Source organism: Lysinibacillus xylanilyticus, assembly GCF_001708185.1.
In the GTDB taxonomy this organism is placed as follows: Bacteria; Bacillota; Bacilli; order Bacillales_A; family Planococcaceae; genus Lysinibacillus; species Lysinibacillus xylanilyticus_A.
This window is the reverse complement of sequence record NZ_MDDN01000003.1, coordinates 377,344-395,753: the sequence shown is the minus strand read 5'-3', so window position 1 is coordinate 395,753 and position 18,410 is coordinate 377,344. Positions and strand designations below refer to the sequence as shown.

Annotated in this window: 25 protein-coding genes and 1 pseudogene; 18 read left to right on the top strand and 8 right to left on the bottom strand. The window is 34.5% G+C overall.

All coding sequences use genetic code 11. From position 1 onward, the window contains the following. The first annotated feature begins 133 nt into the window (after window positions 1-133). Window positions 134-877, top strand: a complete 744-nt coding sequence (locus BFJ97_RS09735) for an amidohydrolase family protein (RefSeq protein ID WP_068984443.1) — start codon at window positions 134-136, stop codon at window positions 875-877. A gap of 239 nt (window positions 878-1,116) precedes the next feature. On the opposite strand, the gene BFJ97_RS09730 is transcribed toward BFJ97_RS09735, so the two are convergent. Further along, entirely contained in the window at window positions 1,117-2,016 is a 900-nt protein-coding gene (locus BFJ97_RS09730; RefSeq protein ID WP_068984442.1) for a DMT family transporter, read from the bottom strand. Between the two features lie 461 nt (window positions 2,017-2,477). Between BFJ97_RS09730 and BFJ97_RS09725 the strand changes: the two genes are divergently transcribed. From BFJ97_RS09725 to BFJ97_RS09715, 3 genes are all read left to right on the top strand, one after another. Then, window positions 2,478-3,887: a PLP-dependent aminotransferase family protein gene (locus tag BFJ97_RS09725; RefSeq protein ID WP_068984441.1), complete on the top strand. Its 1,410-nt coding sequence runs from the start codon at window positions 2,478-2,480 to the stop codon at window positions 3,885-3,887. Between the two features lie 34 nt (window positions 3,888-3,921). After that, entirely contained in the window at window positions 3,922-4,548 is a 627-nt protein-coding gene (locus tag BFJ97_RS09720) for a DUF3267 domain-containing protein (protein ID WP_068984440.1), read from the top strand. A 286-nt stretch (window positions 4,549-4,834) separates the two neighbouring features. Then, entirely contained in the window at window positions 4,835-5,053 is a 219-nt protein-coding gene (locus BFJ97_RS09715) for a hypothetical protein (protein WP_083226978.1), read from the top strand. 97 nt (window positions 5,054-5,150) lie between these two features. Here the strand turns inward: BFJ97_RS09715 and speG are convergent, their stop codons facing one another. Further along, window positions 5,151-5,666, bottom strand: a complete 516-nt coding sequence (speG, locus tag BFJ97_RS09710) for a spermidine N1-acetyltransferase (protein WP_068984439.1) — start codon at window positions 5,664-5,666, stop codon at window positions 5,151-5,153. A 205-nt stretch (window positions 5,667-5,871) separates the two neighbouring features. On the opposite strand from speG, the gene BFJ97_RS09705 reads away from it, so the two are divergent. From BFJ97_RS09705 to BFJ97_RS09700, 3 genes are all read left to right on the top strand, one after another. Next, window positions 5,872-6,444, top strand: a complete 573-nt coding sequence (locus BFJ97_RS09705; RefSeq protein WP_068984438.1) for a histidine phosphatase family protein — start codon at window positions 5,872-5,874, stop codon at window positions 6,442-6,444. A gap of 87 nt (window positions 6,445-6,531) precedes the next feature. Then, on the top strand, window positions 6,532-6,708 hold the full coding sequence (locus BFJ97_RS24670) for a hypothetical protein (protein ID WP_175401728.1): 177 nt from the start codon (window positions 6,532-6,534) through the stop codon (window positions 6,706-6,708). Between the two features lie 155 nt (window positions 6,709-6,863). Then, a complete protein-coding gene (locus tag BFJ97_RS09700) occupies window positions 6,864-7,451 on the top strand; it encodes a DJ-1/PfpI family protein (RefSeq protein ID WP_068984437.1) in 588 nt (195 codons plus the stop codon). An 89-nt stretch (window positions 7,452-7,540) separates the two neighbouring features. Here the strand turns inward: BFJ97_RS09700 and BFJ97_RS09695 are convergent, their stop codons facing one another. Then, a complete protein-coding gene (locus tag BFJ97_RS09695; protein ID WP_068984436.1) occupies window positions 7,541-8,056 on the bottom strand; it encodes a TerB family tellurite resistance protein in 516 nt (171 codons plus the stop codon). A gap of 1,204 nt (window positions 8,057-9,260) precedes the next feature. Continuing rightward, window positions 9,261-9,593, bottom strand: a complete 333-nt coding sequence (locus tag BFJ97_RS09690) for a cupin domain-containing protein (RefSeq protein ID WP_068984435.1) — start codon at window positions 9,591-9,593, stop codon at window positions 9,261-9,263. 435 nt (window positions 9,594-10,028) lie between these two features. On the opposite strand from BFJ97_RS09690, the gene BFJ97_RS09685 reads away from it, so the two are divergent. The 4 genes from BFJ97_RS09685 to BFJ97_RS24660 all read left to right on the top strand — a co-directional run bounded on the left by BFJ97_RS09685 (window position 10,029) and on the right by BFJ97_RS24660 (window position 12,597). Further along, window positions 10,029-10,847: a hypothetical protein gene (locus BFJ97_RS09685; protein ID WP_068984434.1), complete on the top strand. Its 819-nt coding sequence runs from the start codon at window positions 10,029-10,031 to the stop codon at window positions 10,845-10,847. 1,044 nt (window positions 10,848-11,891) lie between these two features. Next, window positions 11,892-12,065 carry a hypothetical protein gene (locus BFJ97_RS24665; protein WP_175401727.1) on the top strand — a complete coding sequence of 58 codons (174 nt, stop codon included), beginning with the start codon at window positions 11,892-11,894 and terminating at the stop codon, window positions 12,063-12,065. Between the two features lie 41 nt (window positions 12,066-12,106). After that, complete coding sequence (locus tag BFJ97_RS25665; protein WP_068984432.1) at window positions 12,107-12,346, top strand: hypothetical protein; 240 nt, start codon at window positions 12,107-12,109, stop codon at window positions 12,344-12,346. 86 nt (window positions 12,347-12,432) lie between these two features. Continuing rightward, window positions 12,433-12,597, top strand: a complete 165-nt coding sequence (locus tag BFJ97_RS24660) for a hypothetical protein (RefSeq protein WP_175401726.1) — start codon at window positions 12,433-12,435, stop codon at window positions 12,595-12,597. Window positions 12,598-12,655: 58 nt separating this feature from the next. Here BFJ97_RS24660 and BFJ97_RS09670 read toward each other — a convergent pair whose 3' ends face one another. Together BFJ97_RS09670 and BFJ97_RS09665 are read right to left on the bottom strand one after the other, a co-directional pair. Then, window positions 12,656-12,988 carry a YxeA family protein gene (locus BFJ97_RS09670; protein WP_068984431.1) on the bottom strand — a complete coding sequence of 111 codons (333 nt, stop codon included), beginning with the start codon at window positions 12,986-12,988 and terminating at the stop codon, window positions 12,656-12,658. Window positions 12,989-13,145: 157 nt separating this feature from the next. Beyond that, a complete protein-coding gene (locus BFJ97_RS09665; RefSeq protein ID WP_068984430.1) occupies window positions 13,146-13,634 on the bottom strand; it encodes a hypothetical protein in 489 nt (162 codons plus the stop codon). 636 nt (window positions 13,635-14,270) lie between these two features. Between BFJ97_RS09665 and BFJ97_RS09660 the strand changes: the two genes are divergently transcribed. Beyond that, on the top strand, window positions 14,271-15,041 hold the full coding sequence (locus BFJ97_RS09660; RefSeq protein WP_068984429.1) for a DUF2935 domain-containing protein: 771 nt from the start codon (window positions 14,271-14,273) through the stop codon (window positions 15,039-15,041). A gap of 246 nt (window positions 15,042-15,287) precedes the next feature. Here the strand turns inward: BFJ97_RS09660 and BFJ97_RS09655 are convergent, their stop codons facing one another. Next, the gene (locus BFJ97_RS09655) at window positions 15,288-15,935 is read right to left on the bottom strand and encodes a site-specific integrase (RefSeq protein ID WP_068984428.1); all 648 of its coding nucleotides are present in this window, start codon (window positions 15,933-15,935) and stop codon (window positions 15,288-15,290) included. 384 nt (window positions 15,936-16,319) lie between these two features. Between BFJ97_RS09655 and BFJ97_RS09650 the strand changes: the two genes are divergently transcribed. From BFJ97_RS09650 to BFJ97_RS25805, 5 genes and pseudogenes are all read left to right on the top strand, one after another. Beyond that, window positions 16,320-16,505, top strand: coding sequence for a hypothetical protein (locus BFJ97_RS09650; RefSeq protein ID WP_068984427.1), 186 nt, complete (start codon window positions 16,320-16,322; stop codon window positions 16,503-16,505). Further along, window positions 16,457-16,696, top strand: coding sequence for a YopX family protein (locus BFJ97_RS25660; protein ID WP_083226988.1), 240 nt, complete (start codon window positions 16,457-16,459; stop codon window positions 16,694-16,696). Before BFJ97_RS09650 ends, BFJ97_RS25660 begins: the two co-directional genes overlap by 49 nt. Before the next feature lie 80 nt (window positions 16,697-16,776). Next, window positions 16,777-17,279: pseudogene (ssb, locus tag BFJ97_RS09645) on the top strand (single-stranded DNA-binding protein). 16 nt (window positions 17,280-17,295) lie between these two features. Continuing rightward, the gene (locus BFJ97_RS25810) at window positions 17,296-17,622 is read left to right on the top strand and encodes a RusA family crossover junction endodeoxyribonuclease (protein WP_254660146.1); all 327 of its coding nucleotides are present in this window, start codon (window positions 17,296-17,298) and stop codon (window positions 17,620-17,622) included. Further along, complete coding sequence (locus tag BFJ97_RS25805) at window positions 17,597-17,701, top strand: RusA family crossover junction endodeoxyribonuclease (RefSeq protein ID WP_439097999.1); 105 nt, start codon at window positions 17,597-17,599, stop codon at window positions 17,699-17,701. Before BFJ97_RS25810 ends, BFJ97_RS25805 begins: the two co-directional genes overlap by 26 nt. Window positions 17,702-17,753: 52 nt before the next feature. Here BFJ97_RS25805 and BFJ97_RS09635 read toward each other — a convergent pair whose 3' ends face one another. Next, window positions 17,754-18,008: a hypothetical protein gene (locus BFJ97_RS09635; RefSeq protein ID WP_068984426.1), complete on the bottom strand. Its 255-nt coding sequence runs from the start codon at window positions 18,006-18,008 to the stop codon at window positions 17,754-17,756. Between the two features lie 202 nt (window positions 18,009-18,210). Here BFJ97_RS09635 and BFJ97_RS24655 point away from each other — a divergent pair, with 202 nt between their 5' ends. Continuing rightward, entirely contained in the window at window positions 18,211-18,354 is a 144-nt protein-coding gene (locus BFJ97_RS24655) for a hypothetical protein (protein WP_175401725.1), read from the top strand. The last annotated feature ends 56 nt before the right edge of the window (window positions 18,355-18,410 follow it).

Sequence of the window (18,410 nt, the reverse complement as noted above, 5' to 3'; positions counted from 1 at the left end):
ATCTGGTGGCTAAGCAGAGCGGCTTATTAAGATGACCTGTATCTTAATAAGATAAACTTATGTGATTCTATAAATATTCATCACTTTTCTTTATGTTTTATATTTGATAACGTAAAAGAAAGGAGGCGGAAAGATGAAAATTTTTGATGCACACTTTCACATTATTGATTTTGATTTTCCTATTACTGAAAATCAAGGATATGTACCACCGAGTTATGTTGTAGAAGATTACCAAAAAGACACAGCTACTTATACTATTGGAGGGGGTGCCATTGTATCTGGTTCTTTCCAAGGTTTTGACCAAGGTTATTTAGTGAATGCTTTAGAGAAAATGGGTTCGGCATTTTGTGGTGTTACGCAACTACCATTTTCGGTGACCGATGATGAGATTATTGATTTACATAAAAAAGGGGTACGCGCACTACGATTCAATGTGAAGCGTGGGGGCTCCGAAGATTTATCGAAGCTCGATTACTTTGCGAGACGAGTTCATGATTTAGCCGGTTGGCATAGTGAACTATATATAGACGCAAAAGACTTGCCTGACATTGCCCCAACGATTGAAAAATTACCGGCTATTTCGATTGATCATTTAGGGTTATCCGAGGAAGGCTTACCTCATTTGTTAAAGCTCGTAGAAAAAGGTGTACGAGTAAAGGCGACGGGTTTTGGTCGTGTGGAGCTTGATGTAAAAAATGCTTTGAAATCCATTTATGCTACCAATCCTGAGGTGTTAATGTTCGGAACAGACTTGCCATCCACACGAGCAAAAAGACCTTTTGCTTATGAGGATGTTGAACTAATTCAAGAATTGTTTGATGCAATGGCTGCGGAAAAAATTCTTTATCAAAACGCGATGAATTTTTATTTCAAGTGAGTTTTTTCGCATCTAAATCGCTAATTGCCTTTCACATAATTGTGAAGGGTTTTTATTATGCGGTTTAAGAGAAAAAGAGGGCGTAATGATTTTCAAGCATTTTTAAAGTTAAATAGGGCAAACAGGTGTACATGTTCCAATCAAGCATCATCTACAAAGGTTAGAAAATGCCTCTTGAAAAATGACAACAGGTATGGAAATAATACCTGTTGTAATGATCAACGGAGCAATTATTCAAGTTAGTTTAAACTTTGAGCATTATTAACATCTTCTTTCTTTATGTTTGAAATAATTACACCTGCTAAAGTAATTAAGCCACCTGTTATGGCAGAAGAATGCGGAATTTCACCAAGCCAAATCCATGCAATAAGAAATGCAAAAACAGAAGTTAAATAAAGCGTACTTGTTGCTTCAGCTGCTCCTGTTCGTGAGGTAACATAGGCTAGCATAAAATAAGGAATGATTGTTGGGAAAATTCCAAGATACAAAGTGACTAATGTTGCATTTAACGGCGCATTCAAAATTGCTTCACCAAGGCCAGGTGAAAAAATTAACATAAAAATGGTACCTGACCAAATGGCGTACATTGTGAAGGGAATAGCTCCGTATTTTTCTAGAAAACGATGTTGAAAAACAAAGTAAATACTTTCTGAAAGAGATGCTACTAAAACAATAATAATCCCCGTATTAAAAGAAAAACCTTCTGTTGAACCTCCAACTGTAATAAATGCTACACCAGAAAAGCTAAGCAACGAACCTACCCATCCCCATAATCCAAGCTTCTCACGATAAAAGACTACTGCTAATAAAGCGGTGAATATAGGGGTAGTTGAAACAAGTAAACTTGCAACGCCAGCACTAATCGTTTGCTCTCCATAATTTAGCGCTACTTGATACACGGTGAAACCTAAAAAGCCAAGAAATAAAATAATGGGGATATCTTTTAACGCAGGTAAAGGAGTTTTTGTAATAATTGCTATGATTATTAATATGAATGAGCCGACTAATAATCGTAAAAGTGATATATGTTCAGGAGAATATGCTGTCAATGCCACCCGTATTCCTGGAAAAGCTGAAGCCCATAAAATGATTGTTATGAAATGAGCCGAAATAATCTTAATATCTAATGTTTTTAACATGAATACACCTCTTTATCCAACTAATTAAATTCATGTTTTCAATATTAATAGGATTTTGGTAAAATTTCTCCAACAGGTAAAAATGAAAAAAACCAACCAGTTTAACTTCTTTCAGCTGTTAGGTAAACATCCTCCGGAATAGAGGAACTCAGTCTAAGAACGCCACGTCCTGTGGCAATTTATCTGTGCGAAAGCGCAGCGACAGCAGCAACAACAACAACAACATACGACTGAGTGATCAACATCGTGCTGCTGCCGCTACGTTAGCACTACGCTTTCGCGCAAAAAACATCGTGCTGCTGACGCTACGTTAGCACTACGCTTTCGCGCAAAAAACATCGTGCTGCTGACGCTGCGTTAGCACTAGGCTTTCGCACAAAGAACATTTGCAGGCCTAAGCACATAGCAGATTCCGGACACACTTATGCCTAGGCAAAATTGATTTAAATGAGGGCATACATATGAAAAAACCAAAATATCAATTGATTATTGATTTTATTAAAGAAAAAATTGCTAAAGGGGAGTGGGCAATCGGCAGCCCCATACCAAGTCAACGTAATCTGGCAAAACAGTTTGATGTTAATCGCAGTACGGTTATTACAGCATTAGAGGAACTAATGGCAGACGGGCTACTGGAAGGTAAAGCAGGGAAGGAAACAATCGTCACTAATAATACTTGGACTTTGATGGGGTCAAAATCTTCAACTAACTGGAATGAAAATGTCACTGTAGGCATTCATAAGCCTAGTGTTTCTATGGTGCAGGAGATTAACGAAGCGGAATCGAATTCGAATCTTATTCAATTGAGTAAAGGGGAGCTATCACCTGAGATGTTCCCGTTAGAAGAGATGAAAGTCATCGTGCAGAAGGTATCGAATCAATTAACTTCATTTGGCTATGAAGAGCCAAAAGGAAATATAAAATTACGCCAAGCAATTAGTGACTATTTAAAGGTAAGAGGAATAGAGGCATCTCCGTTGTCCATTCTTGTAGTTTCTGGTGCGCTCCAAGCCTTACATCTAATTTCAATCGGACTCCTAAAAAGAGGTTCGACGGTATTGTTAGAAATGCCGTCCTATCTTTACTCGTTGACTGTTTTTGAGTCTGCAGGGATGGAGCTGCAAGGATTAACGATGGACAATGAGGGGATTATTATTGATTCCATTTATCCGACAAAGGAAAAAGGGAAGAATATTTTATATACGATTCCAACCTTCCATAATCCAACCGGCGCCTTAATGAAGGAAGACAGACGTGAAAAATTAATTGCATACTGTGAAAGAGAGCAGCTGCCAGTTATAGAAGATGATGTGTACCGTGATTTATGGATTGATAATCCACCACCTATACCATTGAAAGCAATGGACCATTTCGGAAATGTATTATATGTTGGGAGTTTATCAAAAACCCTTAGTCCGGGATTACGAATTGGCTGGATAGTTGGTTCGGAGTCAGTCATTAATCGATTAGCAGATTTAAAAATGCAATCCGATTATGGATCAAGTACGCTTTCTCAGCTAGTTGCAGCAGAGTGGTTATCTAGTAATTTCTATGATGATCACCTTCATAAAGTAAGAGAACAACTTAAGACTCGTAGAAAAGTTGCTCTAGACGCAATGGACAAATATTTGAGTCCTTACGCTACATGGGACATCCCAAAAGGTGGATTGTTCATATGGGTTAAAATAAAACCTGAATTTAAAGTAAAAAGACTATTCGAAAAAGCATTATCCAACAATATTCTTCTAAATCCCGGTAGTATTTATGCTGAAAAATCAGGACAGTTTATACGAATCTCTTATGGCTATGCTTCACTCGACGAAATTAACGAAGGGATTTTTCAATTAAGAGAAATTATTAAAAATCAATAGATTGTAAAGTTCTTGATTTAGATGGAGGGGTTAAATGAAATTACTATACAAATTGCCAAAAAGTAACCCAAATCTACATTTTGATTTAATTAAAAATGGTTGGATTCCTATGAAAGAACCTAAGAATTTAATAAGTGCTATATTGTTATCTATCCCTTTAATGATTGTCGCTTCAATGATCTCTATTGGGGTAATTAATATTTTTTCTAGTATTTCTTGGAGAGATTTTGGATTTACATCCGGTGGAATATCAATAAACATTAACTTAAGCGTTATTTTGGGGATAGTCTTTCTATTAATAATTCACGAATTACTTCATTTGATGTTCATCCCAAATTTTATGAAATCGGAAAAAACTTCTGTAGGGCTTACTCTATTCGGAGCTTTTGTAATGACGGAAGAAAAGATTTCAAAACCAAGATATATGTTCATTACTATTGCTCCTTTTACGATTATTTCAGTAATTTTCCCACTTATTTTAAGTATATGTGGACTATTAACTGCGACAATAAAATTCTTGATCATACTAAACTCAATGGGATCATCAGTGGATTTGCTAAATGTTCTACTAATAATGAAACAAGTACCGAAAAATGCAACTTTAACAAGTAATGGAGCAAACACTTATTGGAAAAACGCTCAGGCGGAACAAGAAGGGTAAAGAGAAAGTCATCTTAAAAGGAATAATATCGTTAATGTCGAGTCTCACTAATCGAATCCAAAAGCATCCATAATGCTACATTGCTAACAAAATGGAATGAAGATTGTATGGAAGAATAATTATTCTACGAAAAAAGGGGAGATTTATAGAGTAGAAAATAGTAAAATATACAAGCTGATAGCCAAAAGAGTATTTGTTTGGGAAATTTACGAGTGTTAATGAAAATGAACAAACACTTCGAGGTTCTTGTCAGAGGGATAATGAATTAAACGTAAAGGTGGGACTATTGGAATTGTTTATAGTGGCAATATTGATTACATTAATTTTTGGCAGTATTTCTTATATGCTGTTGAAGCATCCTGAGGGTGCAATACAGATGAGTTCCTTTTCAGATAAATTCAAAAAGAAACCATTTTTAAAGATGTTTATAAAGTTTATGGGTTGGTGGTTTTTATTACTTGTGATAGCAGCGTGGATTGTTGCAATCATCTCCTTATTCGAATAACTTCGTAATACGCTTCAGCTTAGCTTGGTTATGCCCTTCTATGGCTTGTTCGTCATAGGAGGGCATAACTATAGAAAAAATACAATTAAATGTATAGTTATTTTTTATTATTAAATTCATATTGGAATACACACATGCGAAAGGCGTCTCGATATTTGCCTTCCGTAAAAAATTCTTCTTGAAGTTCTCCCTCAATATGAAATCCTGCTTTTTTGTAAACGTAAATAGCTTTTTCGTTTTCCTTATCAACAATTAAATATAATTTGTGTAGGTTTAAAATATGAAAGGCGTATTTCATTGCCAAAGTAGTAGCAGTATAGGCATATCCTTTTCCTTGGCAATTAGGATCAATAATAATTTGAAATTCTGCATTGCGGTGAATCAGGTCAATTTCAACTAATTCGACTAATCCAAGAATTTCATTTTCTTTTTCAACTATAAAACGTCTTTCACTTTGTTTATGGATATGCTTTTCAAATAGGTCTTGGAGTTCTACAAAAGATTCATATGGTTCTTCAAACCAATAGGACATGATTCTAGAATCATTATTTAATTTATGAACATACTTTAAATCTTCTCTTTCTAACGGTCTTAACTTAATACTTTCTCCCATAATCAATGATCCTCCTAAAATGATAAAGTTGTATGTTTTACATACAATCAATTATGTTCGTTTCACACTTTAAGCTATATAGTAACTATATAGTCAAGGGGCAAAAAATTATAAGTGTTAATTTTTTTAAGCATATCATTTTGTTTTCTTATATGTAAAGATTTAGAATACATAGTAAATAACAATGAAAAGATAGAGGGCATTTATGGAGACATTCATATATATGGTTCGACACGGTGATTCGCCAAAATATGGGGACGAAAGAACAAGAGAATTATCTGAAAAAGGTAGATTAGACGCTCATCTAATAACTGACATATTACAGGAAGAGGGGATTGACACTGTTATCTCAAGCCCGTATCGTCGTTCAATCCTAACTGTTCAAAAAGTAGCTGAGCTAATTGAAAAAGAAGTAATTGTCTTTGAAGACCTTAAAGAGAGAATTTTTAATGCTGAAGACACGCGGATGTCTGACAAGGAATTATTTCCTTTAATACAAAAGTCATTTTCTGATTCAAACTTTGCTTTAAAGGGAGGAGAGTCCAATGCTGATTGCCAGGAACGAGCTATAACAGTTTTGAAAGATATATTAAACATATATCAAGGAAAGAGAGTAGTGATTGGCACGCATGGTGCTGTTATGACTTTGATGATGGGGTATTATGACAGTAAGTACGATTTGAACTTTTTACTTCAAACAACAAAACCGGACATATACAGAATGGAATTTGATGGGCAAGAATTGGTGGAGGTCAAAAGATTGTGGGAAATTTCTTAATTTTATACATAAGTCAGTGTAGTAGTGGAATTTGAATTAATGGCCCTTTATGGTGCAATTTATGCGAAAAGAAGGTAGATTAATGTTATGTTTTTAGGATTTGAATGGTTACCTAAAAAATGGGGAAAAAGAAAGGTTTCAGAAGAGTTTCAACAAGCAAAATTTACTGAAGAAGGTAAAGGGATAACGATTATTACGTATGCTATTGATTTATATGTACTATCTATTCCATTAGTTGTAAAAAAATATAATTCACTTTTATAAAACGAATTTAGCAAGAGGCTTTACCTTGAAGGACTTACAGAATAAAAACGCCCAGTCGGAACGGAAATATGATGAGGGGCCTTAAATTCCCTTGATTATGCTTATAATTAATATAATAGAAATATTTTAATATTAAAATAATGGAGGATTAGAGAATGAAAATTGCCATTGTTTGTTTCGATAACTTCACTGATATAGATGTTTTTTTACCATGGGATATATTAAATCGTGTACGTCTAGTTGGTGGTATGTCAGAATGGGATGTCCAATTATTGGGGACAGAAACAACACATATATCTATGTCAGGTTTGAGAATACCAATGACAGGAAACATATCCGATATTCCTATTGCTGACGCTGTAATATTTGCCAGTGGTAAGGGAATACAAGACTTATATAAAAATCAAGAATATCTCGATAAAATTCATATAGATCCTCAAAGACAATTAATAGGTTCTATGTGTTCAGGTGCTCTGCTACTAGGAGCTAAAAATTTGTTAACGGGTAAAAAAGCAACAACATATCCGACTGTAGTAGATCAACTTAAACAATTTGATGTAGATGTAATTGAACAAAGTTTCGTAAATGAAGGCAATGTCTCTACTGCAGCTGGCTGTTTTGCTGCACAAGATTTATCAGCATGGATAATAAAAACTCTTGTTAATGAAAAAATGGTTGACATTGTACTAGAAACTGTTCAACCAGTAGGACAAGGTTTATATTTCCAAAAAACGCAGATTTAATTCGCTTAAAAGACAAGTGGAAGAATTACTAGTCATCTAAATAAAAAGACTAGGTACTCATTAATATGAGTACCTAGTCTTTTTAAGTGTCACCCAACAGGAAGCTCTACTTTAAATCCTGGTTGATTTTTAGCGTGGTTTGGATTAATGAATACAGAACGGTCATTCTTTAGTACAATAACTTCAAAGAATGGTTTGAATCTTTCTTCAGAAATTCCGAAAGCATTTAAGAATTTGCCGAATAATTGTTGTTCTTCAATTTCAGCTTCGCCATCAGCAAATGAAGAATCAATAATATTAACTAAAATACACATTTTTTGAGCATCCGTTAAGACTGGTGAAGCTTCGCTTAAAAATTGTTCTACAGAATTAGTTCGCACATATTTTATAGCTTTGTCCATTAAATCACCATTATTACCACCGATATATACAGAGTTACCTTTTTTCGCCCCACCGAGAACTGCTAATAATTGACCTAACTCCTCGTTATCGTATTCTCCATCTGCACCCATCATATAAAGTAAAGATGTTGCGAATGCGAAGTGAGGGTTCATACCTTGTTCGTTGTGTTCTTTGTCACCTTTAAACATATCAAATAATCCCATAATAAAAGCCTCCTATGATTTTAAAAGAAATTTATAAAAAATTACATCGTTTTATACAAAAATGTAATAGTTTATCATATTATAATAGTATTTTTATGTACTAATATAACCCCTTAAATCTTACAAAATACGATCCCATTAGTATGAACTTGCTTATTAGAACGTAAAAGAATTCCGATTGGAAATAGCCAAGTACAGGGCGTCCAAGATTAAGCAAACCGAACATATTCATTTCCCTTTATATATTAAAGAACGAAAAGAATTGGAAAAGGTTTCTGCATCACTTTTGTAAAATAACGTTCGTACCATAAAAGCTGTTTAATCAGACATTGATGTCGCGAAACGTTTCAGAACAGCTTTATACTGAAAATAAAATTAACAATGTACATTATTAATATTCAATATTATTTAGTTTTGTAGGTATTAAAAAAATGTAAAAGAGGCTGGGACATAGGTACATATTCGAAAAATCCCATCAGAAAAGCGCGAGAAATCAACGTTTCTAAAATTGATTTCTCGCGCATTTTTAGGATTTGTTCAGCTTTGTCTCTACCTCTTGTTCTCATTCTGGCAATGTAAAAAAGCAAAGATCTTTGCAACTATAATGAGCCCAAAGTTGAAATCAGACTTTTGGTGCTGGAATACATGACTAGGTATCCAAACTATCGAATTATCATAGTAAGTAATAGTTTCGCGGTATGCGAGAGGTTAGAAAGCTTGTTATAGGTAATCTCCAATTAGTCCATTACTTATCTAGTTTATCCGCTATACGTTTTAGAATTTCAGTTTGTTCATTTTGTATGTTAATAATTTTAAATACAAACCAAACTATAAATACTAATGGTGCAAGATAGAAAAGTAATAGAAATAGAATAGGTATAAAACCGAGTAATAGTTCCATAATTGTATAAAAACCTCCTTATTGGATTATTGTAACTTAATATTTTTTGGTTTAGATGTCAACTTTATACTGGTGGTTGTTATTTCTAGTATTTGTGGATTTTGTTAATAAGTCTGTGAGTAAGTTCAGAATATTGTGATTACAGAGGGCGCAATGGAGTAGAAGCATCGTACGAGTAGAAAAAAATAAAGGCTATACAGTAAAGCTGGATATGCTCCTGACTATCAATATTACTGCACAATATGAGGATTTTGAGGAGTATTCATAATAAAAAAATGTAAAAAAAGCGCCATTTACTGGCACTTAAGATTTTCCTTTAATATCGTTTTCTTTTTTTTCAAAGCATAGATTTACTGTTCTTCCAGTTGAACGTGTTCTATGTTGGGTGAAAGCTGGTACTTTAAATATTTCACCTGGAAGTAAAGAAATAGTTTCGTTATTTTCTAGATCAATAAATAACTCTCCTTCAAGAACCATAAATAATTCATCTGTATCATGTTCATGCCAATGATACTCACCGTCTATAACGGCTATTCTTACAACATGATCATTTACTTCAGAGACTATAAAATTTGTATACTCTGAGATATCAGAAACTGTTTGTAGTAGATTCATTTTTTCAAGTATTGGATTCATTTAATTAACTCCTATCAATAATGGGTATTATTGGTATTTTATAAGATTAGTATTAAAAATACAATAATGAAGAAATGGCTAAAAAACAATTAAAAGAATTGGGGGAATGTGAAATATATGGATTGAGATACAACTACGAGTGTATGCAAGCAAGACAACGCATTAGTGAATATGAGTTTGTGGAAGAAACAGCAAATAGAGAACAACCAGTGCCGTTATATAACTGGCTTCATAACGTGATAGTCGTACACAAATAAATAGTAGATCAAATTTAGAAAATTGGTTTGAATGGTCGATAGATGAAGTTATGTTATGGAAAAACAATCAACTTTTTAGATTTTTGACATCCTTAATTTCTATTGGTAAAATATTAGCTTTACTGGTATATAGTACTAATAAATTATCCTTTCTAAAATAAAGGTGAGGGGGAGAATAATGAAAAAATTATTTATTGTGTTCCTAGCAGCATTTGTATTTGCGGTAGTAAATCCAATAAAATCAGAAGCAAAAGTGGTGTATAATGGAGCAGAAATTGTCAAAGGGCAAACAGGGAAAATGACGTTTTCAAAAGATGTGAAAGTGTACAAGAAAAACGTCAATGGACAGTTTGAATCGATGTTAGTTAAAAAGGGAAACTACTTCCGCGTATATAATATCGAAAAATACAATGGGCAAACGTATTATTGGATGAGCTCTGGATATCGTGTACAAGCCACAAATTTAACAGTATTTACGGCGATTCCATTTGAACAGCGTGTACAATTTTATGATAACCCAGCATATTTGTGGATAAATAGAGATAAACCATTTGAATCATTTTACATGGAAGATGATAGTTCGGGGACTCATACACATTCCTATTACACGTATTTAAATATTTGGGGAGATTTTGAAATTGAACAAGGAGAGCTTGTCCATACCTATAATATGGGTTTTGTAGGTGGCGGTATTGAAAGAAATAAAATTGATCCAACTGACATTCAAATAATAGAACCTGAACTTGTTAATACGGATAAATTATTTATTGTAACAAAGGATACAGTGCAGCATATAAAACCATATTTAATTAACAATAATGATTATTATCAAAGAATTGCTGGTAAATTGAAAGCAGGAACTGTTCTAAAAAGTGAAGGCTTTAAAATTGGCAACTATTACGCAGTGAATTTAACTGAACCACATCCAGAATTTTACACCAGAACATTTTTCATACCTCAAAGCTATGTAATTGAAAAAGCTACTTTAGAGAATTAAGGTGCCAATAGTATAGAAGGTTTATTAAAAGAACTAAAAAGATTTCCATGAGGAAGAGTCGTTTTCAATCGAGACAAAAGAAGCCATGAATAGCTTTATATGAAAAAAACCACCCATTATGAACTGCCACCCCCAATCGTTAGACTAAAAATCTAACGATTGGGGTGTTTTATTTTGAGTGACTTGTGATAAGCCTACCGCAATTGTCTGTGAAGAATGATATGCTATTTAACTTCTATTTCAAATACTGTGGCATCATCGAATGAAATAACAGGCTTATAATGAATTTCGATTTTTCCACCTTCCATTATACCAAAGTGTTGAACTCTTGAACTTTCTTACCACAGGCAACGGCTCCTATACTGTTATCTAAAGCATATGATTACTAAGTTTAGGTTTAGCTGGATGCGGAGAAACAGAAAAAGACACTACACAACCCGTACAAGCAGATGCAGAAAAGAACAAGGAACCAAAAGATGCTACCTAGCATTGTAAAAGCGAAACTAGGACATAAAAAACCTCATCGATGTGATAAGTGCGAATACTGTCGGCTACAAAGAAGTTAGAAAGTACATTCGAAATTGAGAATTTACTAGATTAGGTGGGGCAATTGGATGAATGATGTACAGACCAGAGATTTATTTCTGGCTTGGATTTTCAGAAATGCGGAGGGTGATGATAAAATCAGTCGCTTGTTGCTGGAATGTAAGACTAAACTTGTCATTTCTTGCGCTTACCCGGGAAATTATTTCTTATTTCTTTACCTGAGAAACCACTTTCCATATAGCTTTTGGTAAAACAGTTAAAAAATATTGCGTAGGTTGATGCTTCACACGTTAGGTGTAGTTGATGCTGATATATTCAAAATTACCGGTACCGCATCGGATCAAGATGCTAATCAAGTGTAAAAGTGACAAGACGCATTAATGCAGGAAATACTGTCGGAATTTACAGTGGCCAAGGTGGAGAGTGGGAGTTTGAAGTTTCGCTCACTGACTTATCATTGAGTCACAAAATCCACTTAATATCGGGGGCTGTTGAGTAATGGAATATAAAAAACGCACAGAAGATGGGACTCTTGGTGAGCCAATCAAAATTGGCACAGGATTGAAATTGGAGGAACGAGTGGCATCTCTAGGGGAGCAGCTTGCACAAGAAAAACTAAAGGGTATTCAGAAAGATTTGCTTATTAATAGTCTTGGTGAAACTAGTTACTAAGCTAAAGCTAGAAGTAATGGCCTTGAAAGGTGGTGGGCATAATGAAATTCTGGCAAATCGCTTTTATGTATAAATGGGTGACAGCAGCGCAATTGCGATTAGCAGTAAAAACGGAAGCTCATCCATTTGGAGAAATCTCACCTGAACAGTACAAAGAAATAACAAAACAACTAAAAGAAATACCTATTGAAAATTTAATTGAATCATTTGAGTTTCAAAACTCAAGTGAACCACCTAACATCAGGATTGGAACGGGAAATACTGTCGGCACCGTATCTTGAGTGAAAACCGCTGGAATAGCTTCGTGAAACGAATCGAACAGGCTATGGAGCCAGCAACAACTATTAAACCAAAGGAAGAAACATAGATGGCAAATTCATTAACATCAACAGGTAAAGAGGATTTAAAAGGATTACTGAAAGAAACTCATAAACGAGGTATTTTAAAGGTGGATCATAGTAATAGAGTAGGCTCTATGACGGATGGAGAAGCGTTAAGCTTACTAATTTCAGTAGTGAAACGAACGTTATAATAAAATTTACGATTAAAGCCCAGGTACTCAATTAATTTTGAGCCCTGGGCCTTTTTTGTTAAAAATTAAATTTCTTTTTAATTTCTTTAGGTAATTCATCTTCGTGAATGACTTTAATTTCTCCTGTGTATCCATCATAGCTTCTTGGAACTAGTAGAATTGTTCCTTCTTCGAACATTTCTTCAACGAAGAAAGAGACTATTTTCTCATTTCCATCTTTATCATATCCGTTTAAATTATATACATACTGTCCTTCGTTATTTGTTTTCTCTGCTTTTCCTTGGATTTGAACATAGTAATCTTTTTCAAGTGCTACATCGTTAGAACTACAGCCTACTAAAGTAAAAATAGTTAAACAGCTCAGTAAAGTTAATATTTTTATTAATTTCATTTTTCTTTCTCTCCTTGATATTGTAATTACTTTAACTATAACTAAACGGGTTAACGTTTAAAATTTCTATACATGACAGTAAGATGACAAAATTGACACAATAAAGCCCAGGTACTCAATTTAATTTTGAGCCTGGGCTTTTTGTGTTTTATTTACTTTATTTTTCTTCAATTTTAAATTTAGATTGAGTTAAATTAATAGGCTTTTTGGTTGGATCATTATCCGGGAATTGAACAGCTGTAATAGTATAGTCCCCAGCCTTTAAATTATCCTCTTTTAATTCCAATACAGATTGTGATAGTTCTCCAACTTGTTCTTTAGTATAAAATATTTCGTTAATATATATGTATGTTTCAACACTACTATCGAAGTTTTCATAATAGATACTAATTTCCTTTAGAACATCATCTTTTGATACAAATAGCACTGGTACATTCCCATCTAAGCTATCATCTTCAGGAGTGCTAATAATAAATGATGCGTCCCCAATTAATTCACTATTTGGGAAAGGGTATTTACTTTCTACCTTTTCTTCTTGCTTCGATGTTTCATTTGTTTTATTTTCAGAAATTGGCTTTTCAGCTTCATCGCCACAAGCTGTAAGTAGTAGTGTGGATAATGCCCCAATATAAAATAGTTTTTTCAACTCCCTACACTTCCTTTCAATCCCCATTTTAAGTGCGCGACTGAAAAATGTACATCATAAAATAGAGCAACATTTAAAAATTACCAAACAAACATCAAGTGGTAGATAATAACAACTTCTTGAAATCTTAGTCATTTTTAAGAGGACCAAGTGCTACGATATGCCAATCATGCTCTGAAAACACAGGTTGAGGAATTAATTTTAAGTTATATAAACAAATGACCAGGACTCACTTCAAAAATGAGTACCTGGTTATTTAGATTAGTATACATAAGGAGTTTCTCTGTGAAGTTGCCAATAAAGTTGAGCTAGTTGGATTTCATACTTAAAATGCTTTTCGTAAAAATACATATGTTTTTCTGGATCAATATGTTCATAGTAATTTGCCAAAGATATAAACTTACCTTTTGAAATAATTGTGCTAAACGTGGATCCATTAACTTCTGCCTTTCTTTGTCATGTAGACATAACATATGCTATTTAAATAAATTCTGTATAGGCAAGTGTAATAGAAAAAAGCAGAGGCCTTTTAACAAGTAGCAGAAATACGTTTAAGCAACTTATATTGTGAATTAATATTAGATATTAAAGAAGAATAGAATGGAAGGACGTAAAGAATAAAGGGGATGAGAATGGTTGTCAAATTATGTACAGCATGCATTATTTGAACATAGATTTTGGTTAGAAATAATGAAAGATCATGGTCAATTTATTCATGATTCTTTGTATCCTTCAGAGACGGAGGATATAAAAAGAGCAAATTCATTTATTCAGCAATTTTCCCAGCTACTTGCCTTTGTAAATTCACTTAATGCCCCTGATGTAGCAATTTCCTTTTCAATCACTGTCGATGAGACTGTTGAACAATTCAAGCAATTTAAGTTTCATATTCTTAGACACCAACTGACAGCTGATATTGGTATTCATTTAACACCTACTTTTGTGAATCATATGGTCAATGAATTAGAGGAATATCAAAATGTTCTTAGTTATCTAAAAAAAGGTGAAGTTCCACCGATCTTTCATGAACTACATCATCACTTAGTCTGGCTATTAGATGCATCAGGACATGCTGGCGCCATTAATGACGGGTTAGATGGTGTAGAAAAAAGACTGAAACAAAAGAGTAATGCTTTTACCCAACATTTTGAACACTTTTATTTAAAGGCAGTAGAGCTAACTGGTTATTTACGTTCCAATTTACAATCATTCCCGGCGTTAACGCGCTTTAATAAAGATGTAGAGATAGAAATGACTTTATTTAAGACCTTTTTACGAGAGTTAGAGGAAATGGAACTTAGCGCTGAAGTATTAGGAACTTTTACAGCGCCAATGGCAGATCATATGTGGAGGGAGGAACAGTATTATTTATCGAAGCTAGCACAAGCAAGTGGTGAAAAAGGATAAAGTTCATAAAACTGTTAAAGATGACATTAACTGCACCCCAATAGTTAGACTAAAAATCTAAATATTGGGGTACTACAATTTAAGCGATTTTATCATTTCAATCCCTCTGGACACTAATTTCCAATAGCGTTCTTTCCGCCTGTTATTTTCTACTACATTATTAACACCTAAGTCAGTCAAATGCTGCGTAAAAAGTCTGTACCCCAATTTGTACCCCAAATTCATCTAAATATGGCTTTTTTCTCGTTATCCACCTGTTGCAAACTGATTCATTAATTCAATTGATTTTATTTCGTCTTTTTCAAATGAGTGAACATATTCTTTTAGAATAGTATTAGGATCATCACCTAATACCTTTGCCACAGTGACAAGTGTTTCTCCACGTGAAAGTAAAACAGACGCAACTGTATGTCTTAATCCATGAGGAGAGATTCTTCTCAATTCGTATTTTTTACATATCATATCAATTGCATCCTCAACATAAGTCAATCCTATCGGACGGCAGCCCTGACGAGATATAAATACGTAGTCTGAATCTTCGTGTTTCAAACTCCGTTCCCATTTCATTTTAATACACCACGCTTTATACTTCTTTAATTGGGCAAATAATTCATCATTCATACTAATTTTCCGATAACCATTATCACTTTTTGGTGGCCCAAGTCCAGTGCGTGTGCGCGCTTTATTAATGTTTATAATCCTGTTTTTAAAATCAAGATCATTCCATGTTAATTCCATCATTTCTCCTTTACGCATCCCGGTCATTGCTAAAGTTAAAATAGATGAATATCGAGTAGTAGGGTCATTTTCTTTAACACGTAATAAGAAAACCTCTAACTCTTCTTCATTATAGTAGTTTTCTTTATCACTGGTAGGGGCAGCACTAAAGTCCATTTTTTTAAAACGATCACGAATAAGAATTTCTTCTTCAACAGCATAGGAACAGCTGATTTAAAAACTCGAAATACTCCTTGGACAGTAGGACGCATTAATCTATAAGAGACTAGCAGCACCTATCATGGAAGGTTGGAAACACCTGCTTACAAAATTGCTCGTGAAGCTTTAGGTGGTGAAGATCATGAATAACGAGAAGGACATCATAACTCAAATCGTCTTAAATCATCGAAATCATTACGTCTATGGTGATGAACATTACAGGTGATGAACATTACTTCAATGAGTTTAAAAAGTGGATGCTACGTCTTCAAGAATTCAAAGGGTTTAAAACGATCCACGAGGCTATGCTTATTACCAAGCTGGAGAAAGGGAGGTTGCTGCATGAGTAGAGAGATTAAGTTTCGTGCTTGGGTTGAAAATGAACACGTCAAAAATGGTCCATATCCGTTTATGAACCAACATATCGAATTTATGGGAGGGCTAATAAACGATATTTTTGCCACAAGTGGTAAAGAGCCATTAAATCAACTTCACAACAAAATTACTTACATCAATACACAGGCTTAAAGGACAAGAACGGCAAGGAGATTTATGAGGGGGATGTTATTTATTGGGAAATCGACAACGGCGTAGGAATCGAAAGTTACGCAGCTATTGTTAAATGGTCTGAAAACCTAGTTGAAGAAGGTTGGAACCAAACTTACAAATGGCTTGTTGGTTATACAGGAAATTACTACCGTGGTTCTTATGATGAATGATCTACACCTGCTGCATATAACGATGAATTGCAAGTAATCGGCAACATCTACGAAAACCCTGAATTACTGGAGGGAACAGCATGATCAACCGAGTTTGCCTAACTGGTCGGCTTACAAAAGACGTTGACCTTTCATATACACCACAAGGGTCTGCAAAGGCTCAATTTACATTAGCAGTTAACAGAGCATTTGCTAATCAGAGTGGTGACCGGAGGCTGACTTCATCCAAATACAAACTTGGAGAAAACAGGCGGAGAATGCAGCTAACTTTCTGAAGAAAGGATCACTGGTTGGGATTGATGGAAAGATACAATCTGGTTCGTATGAGAGAGACGGGCAAAGAATCTATTTTACGAACGTTGTAGCCGACAGCATTCAGTTTTTAGAGCCGAAAAACGGCACAGGAGGCTCACAGAACACTTCAAACTACGAATCTAGAACAAATACAGGTGGATCGTATCAAGGTAATCTACAGGGGCAAAATGGCGGTAATAATCAGCCGAGTTATACGAGAGCAGATGAAGATCCGTTTGCTAATAGCAAGGGACCGATTGAGGTATCTGAGGACGATCTCCCATTTTAAAAGAGGTGATACAAATATGAACACTTTAACATTTGAAATACCAGGGGTCATTCAACCGCAAGAGCGACCTCGATTTAGTAGGCGAGGTAAGAAAGTTGTCACACATGACGCACCAAAGAGCAAAGACTTCGTAAAGATCGTAGCATGGCAAAATAAGCCGTCTGAACTGATTACAGAGCCTATTAAACTAAAAGCTGATATTTTTTTCATGCCTCCAAAGAAATACCATACAGGTCCAAAGAGAAAGCTTATAGCAAGTGGTGAATTACGTCCAATGACAAAGCCTGATCTCGACAACTTGATTAAGGGTATCAAGGATGGGTGTAACAATTATTTGGCATGATGATTCTCAGATTGTAGATATGACCGTGAGAAAATTTTATTCAGAGCAGCCTAGAGCAGAGGTGACGATTGAATGGTAAATTTTGGGGATTAAAATCATAAACCGGCAGAAAAAATCTGCCGAATAAAAAATTAATTTAAGTTATTTCCAAAACCATAATTTGCTTTAGGGCCAGAAGCTCCTTGGAGGTACTCTGCTTCCACATTTTGAATTTGTTGTCTTACTTGGTTCGCATCAGTCTCAGTTCCGAATTCTACGTTGTTCGTTGATCTCATAAAATTTTGATTTGAAAAACGACCAGAAGCTTGATTTTTGTTAGCTTCAGCTTGCTGGATTCTTTGTCTAATTTGGTCAGCAGTTCGGTTCTTGTTTCGATTTTTTGACATGGATTTCACCTCCTCAAGTTAGTCTGTTCAGAAGAGGTTTTATTATCACTAGAAATTATTATGTAATACTCATTAAGTTACCAATATTTACCAATGACACTAGTAAGTGATCAAAAAAATCTAAAACCTATCAGGAGCCATTGAACAAGTTCGAAATTATTGGGGCTTAAAAGGATATGAACAAGAAGAAGTATTGGGATATGTGGCATCACATATTGGTACACAACATGTAAAGGGCTTAGAAACCGGAGAAATAGAAGGTATTCATTCTGATGAAGATGCACAGGTAATTATCCAAAGTGAACAAAATGTAGAAGTCGAAATTATAGAAATCAAAAGCAAATAGTTGTTGAACGATTGAAAGAAATTGTGCAGGAAGGGATAGGAGAAGTGATGTATTGG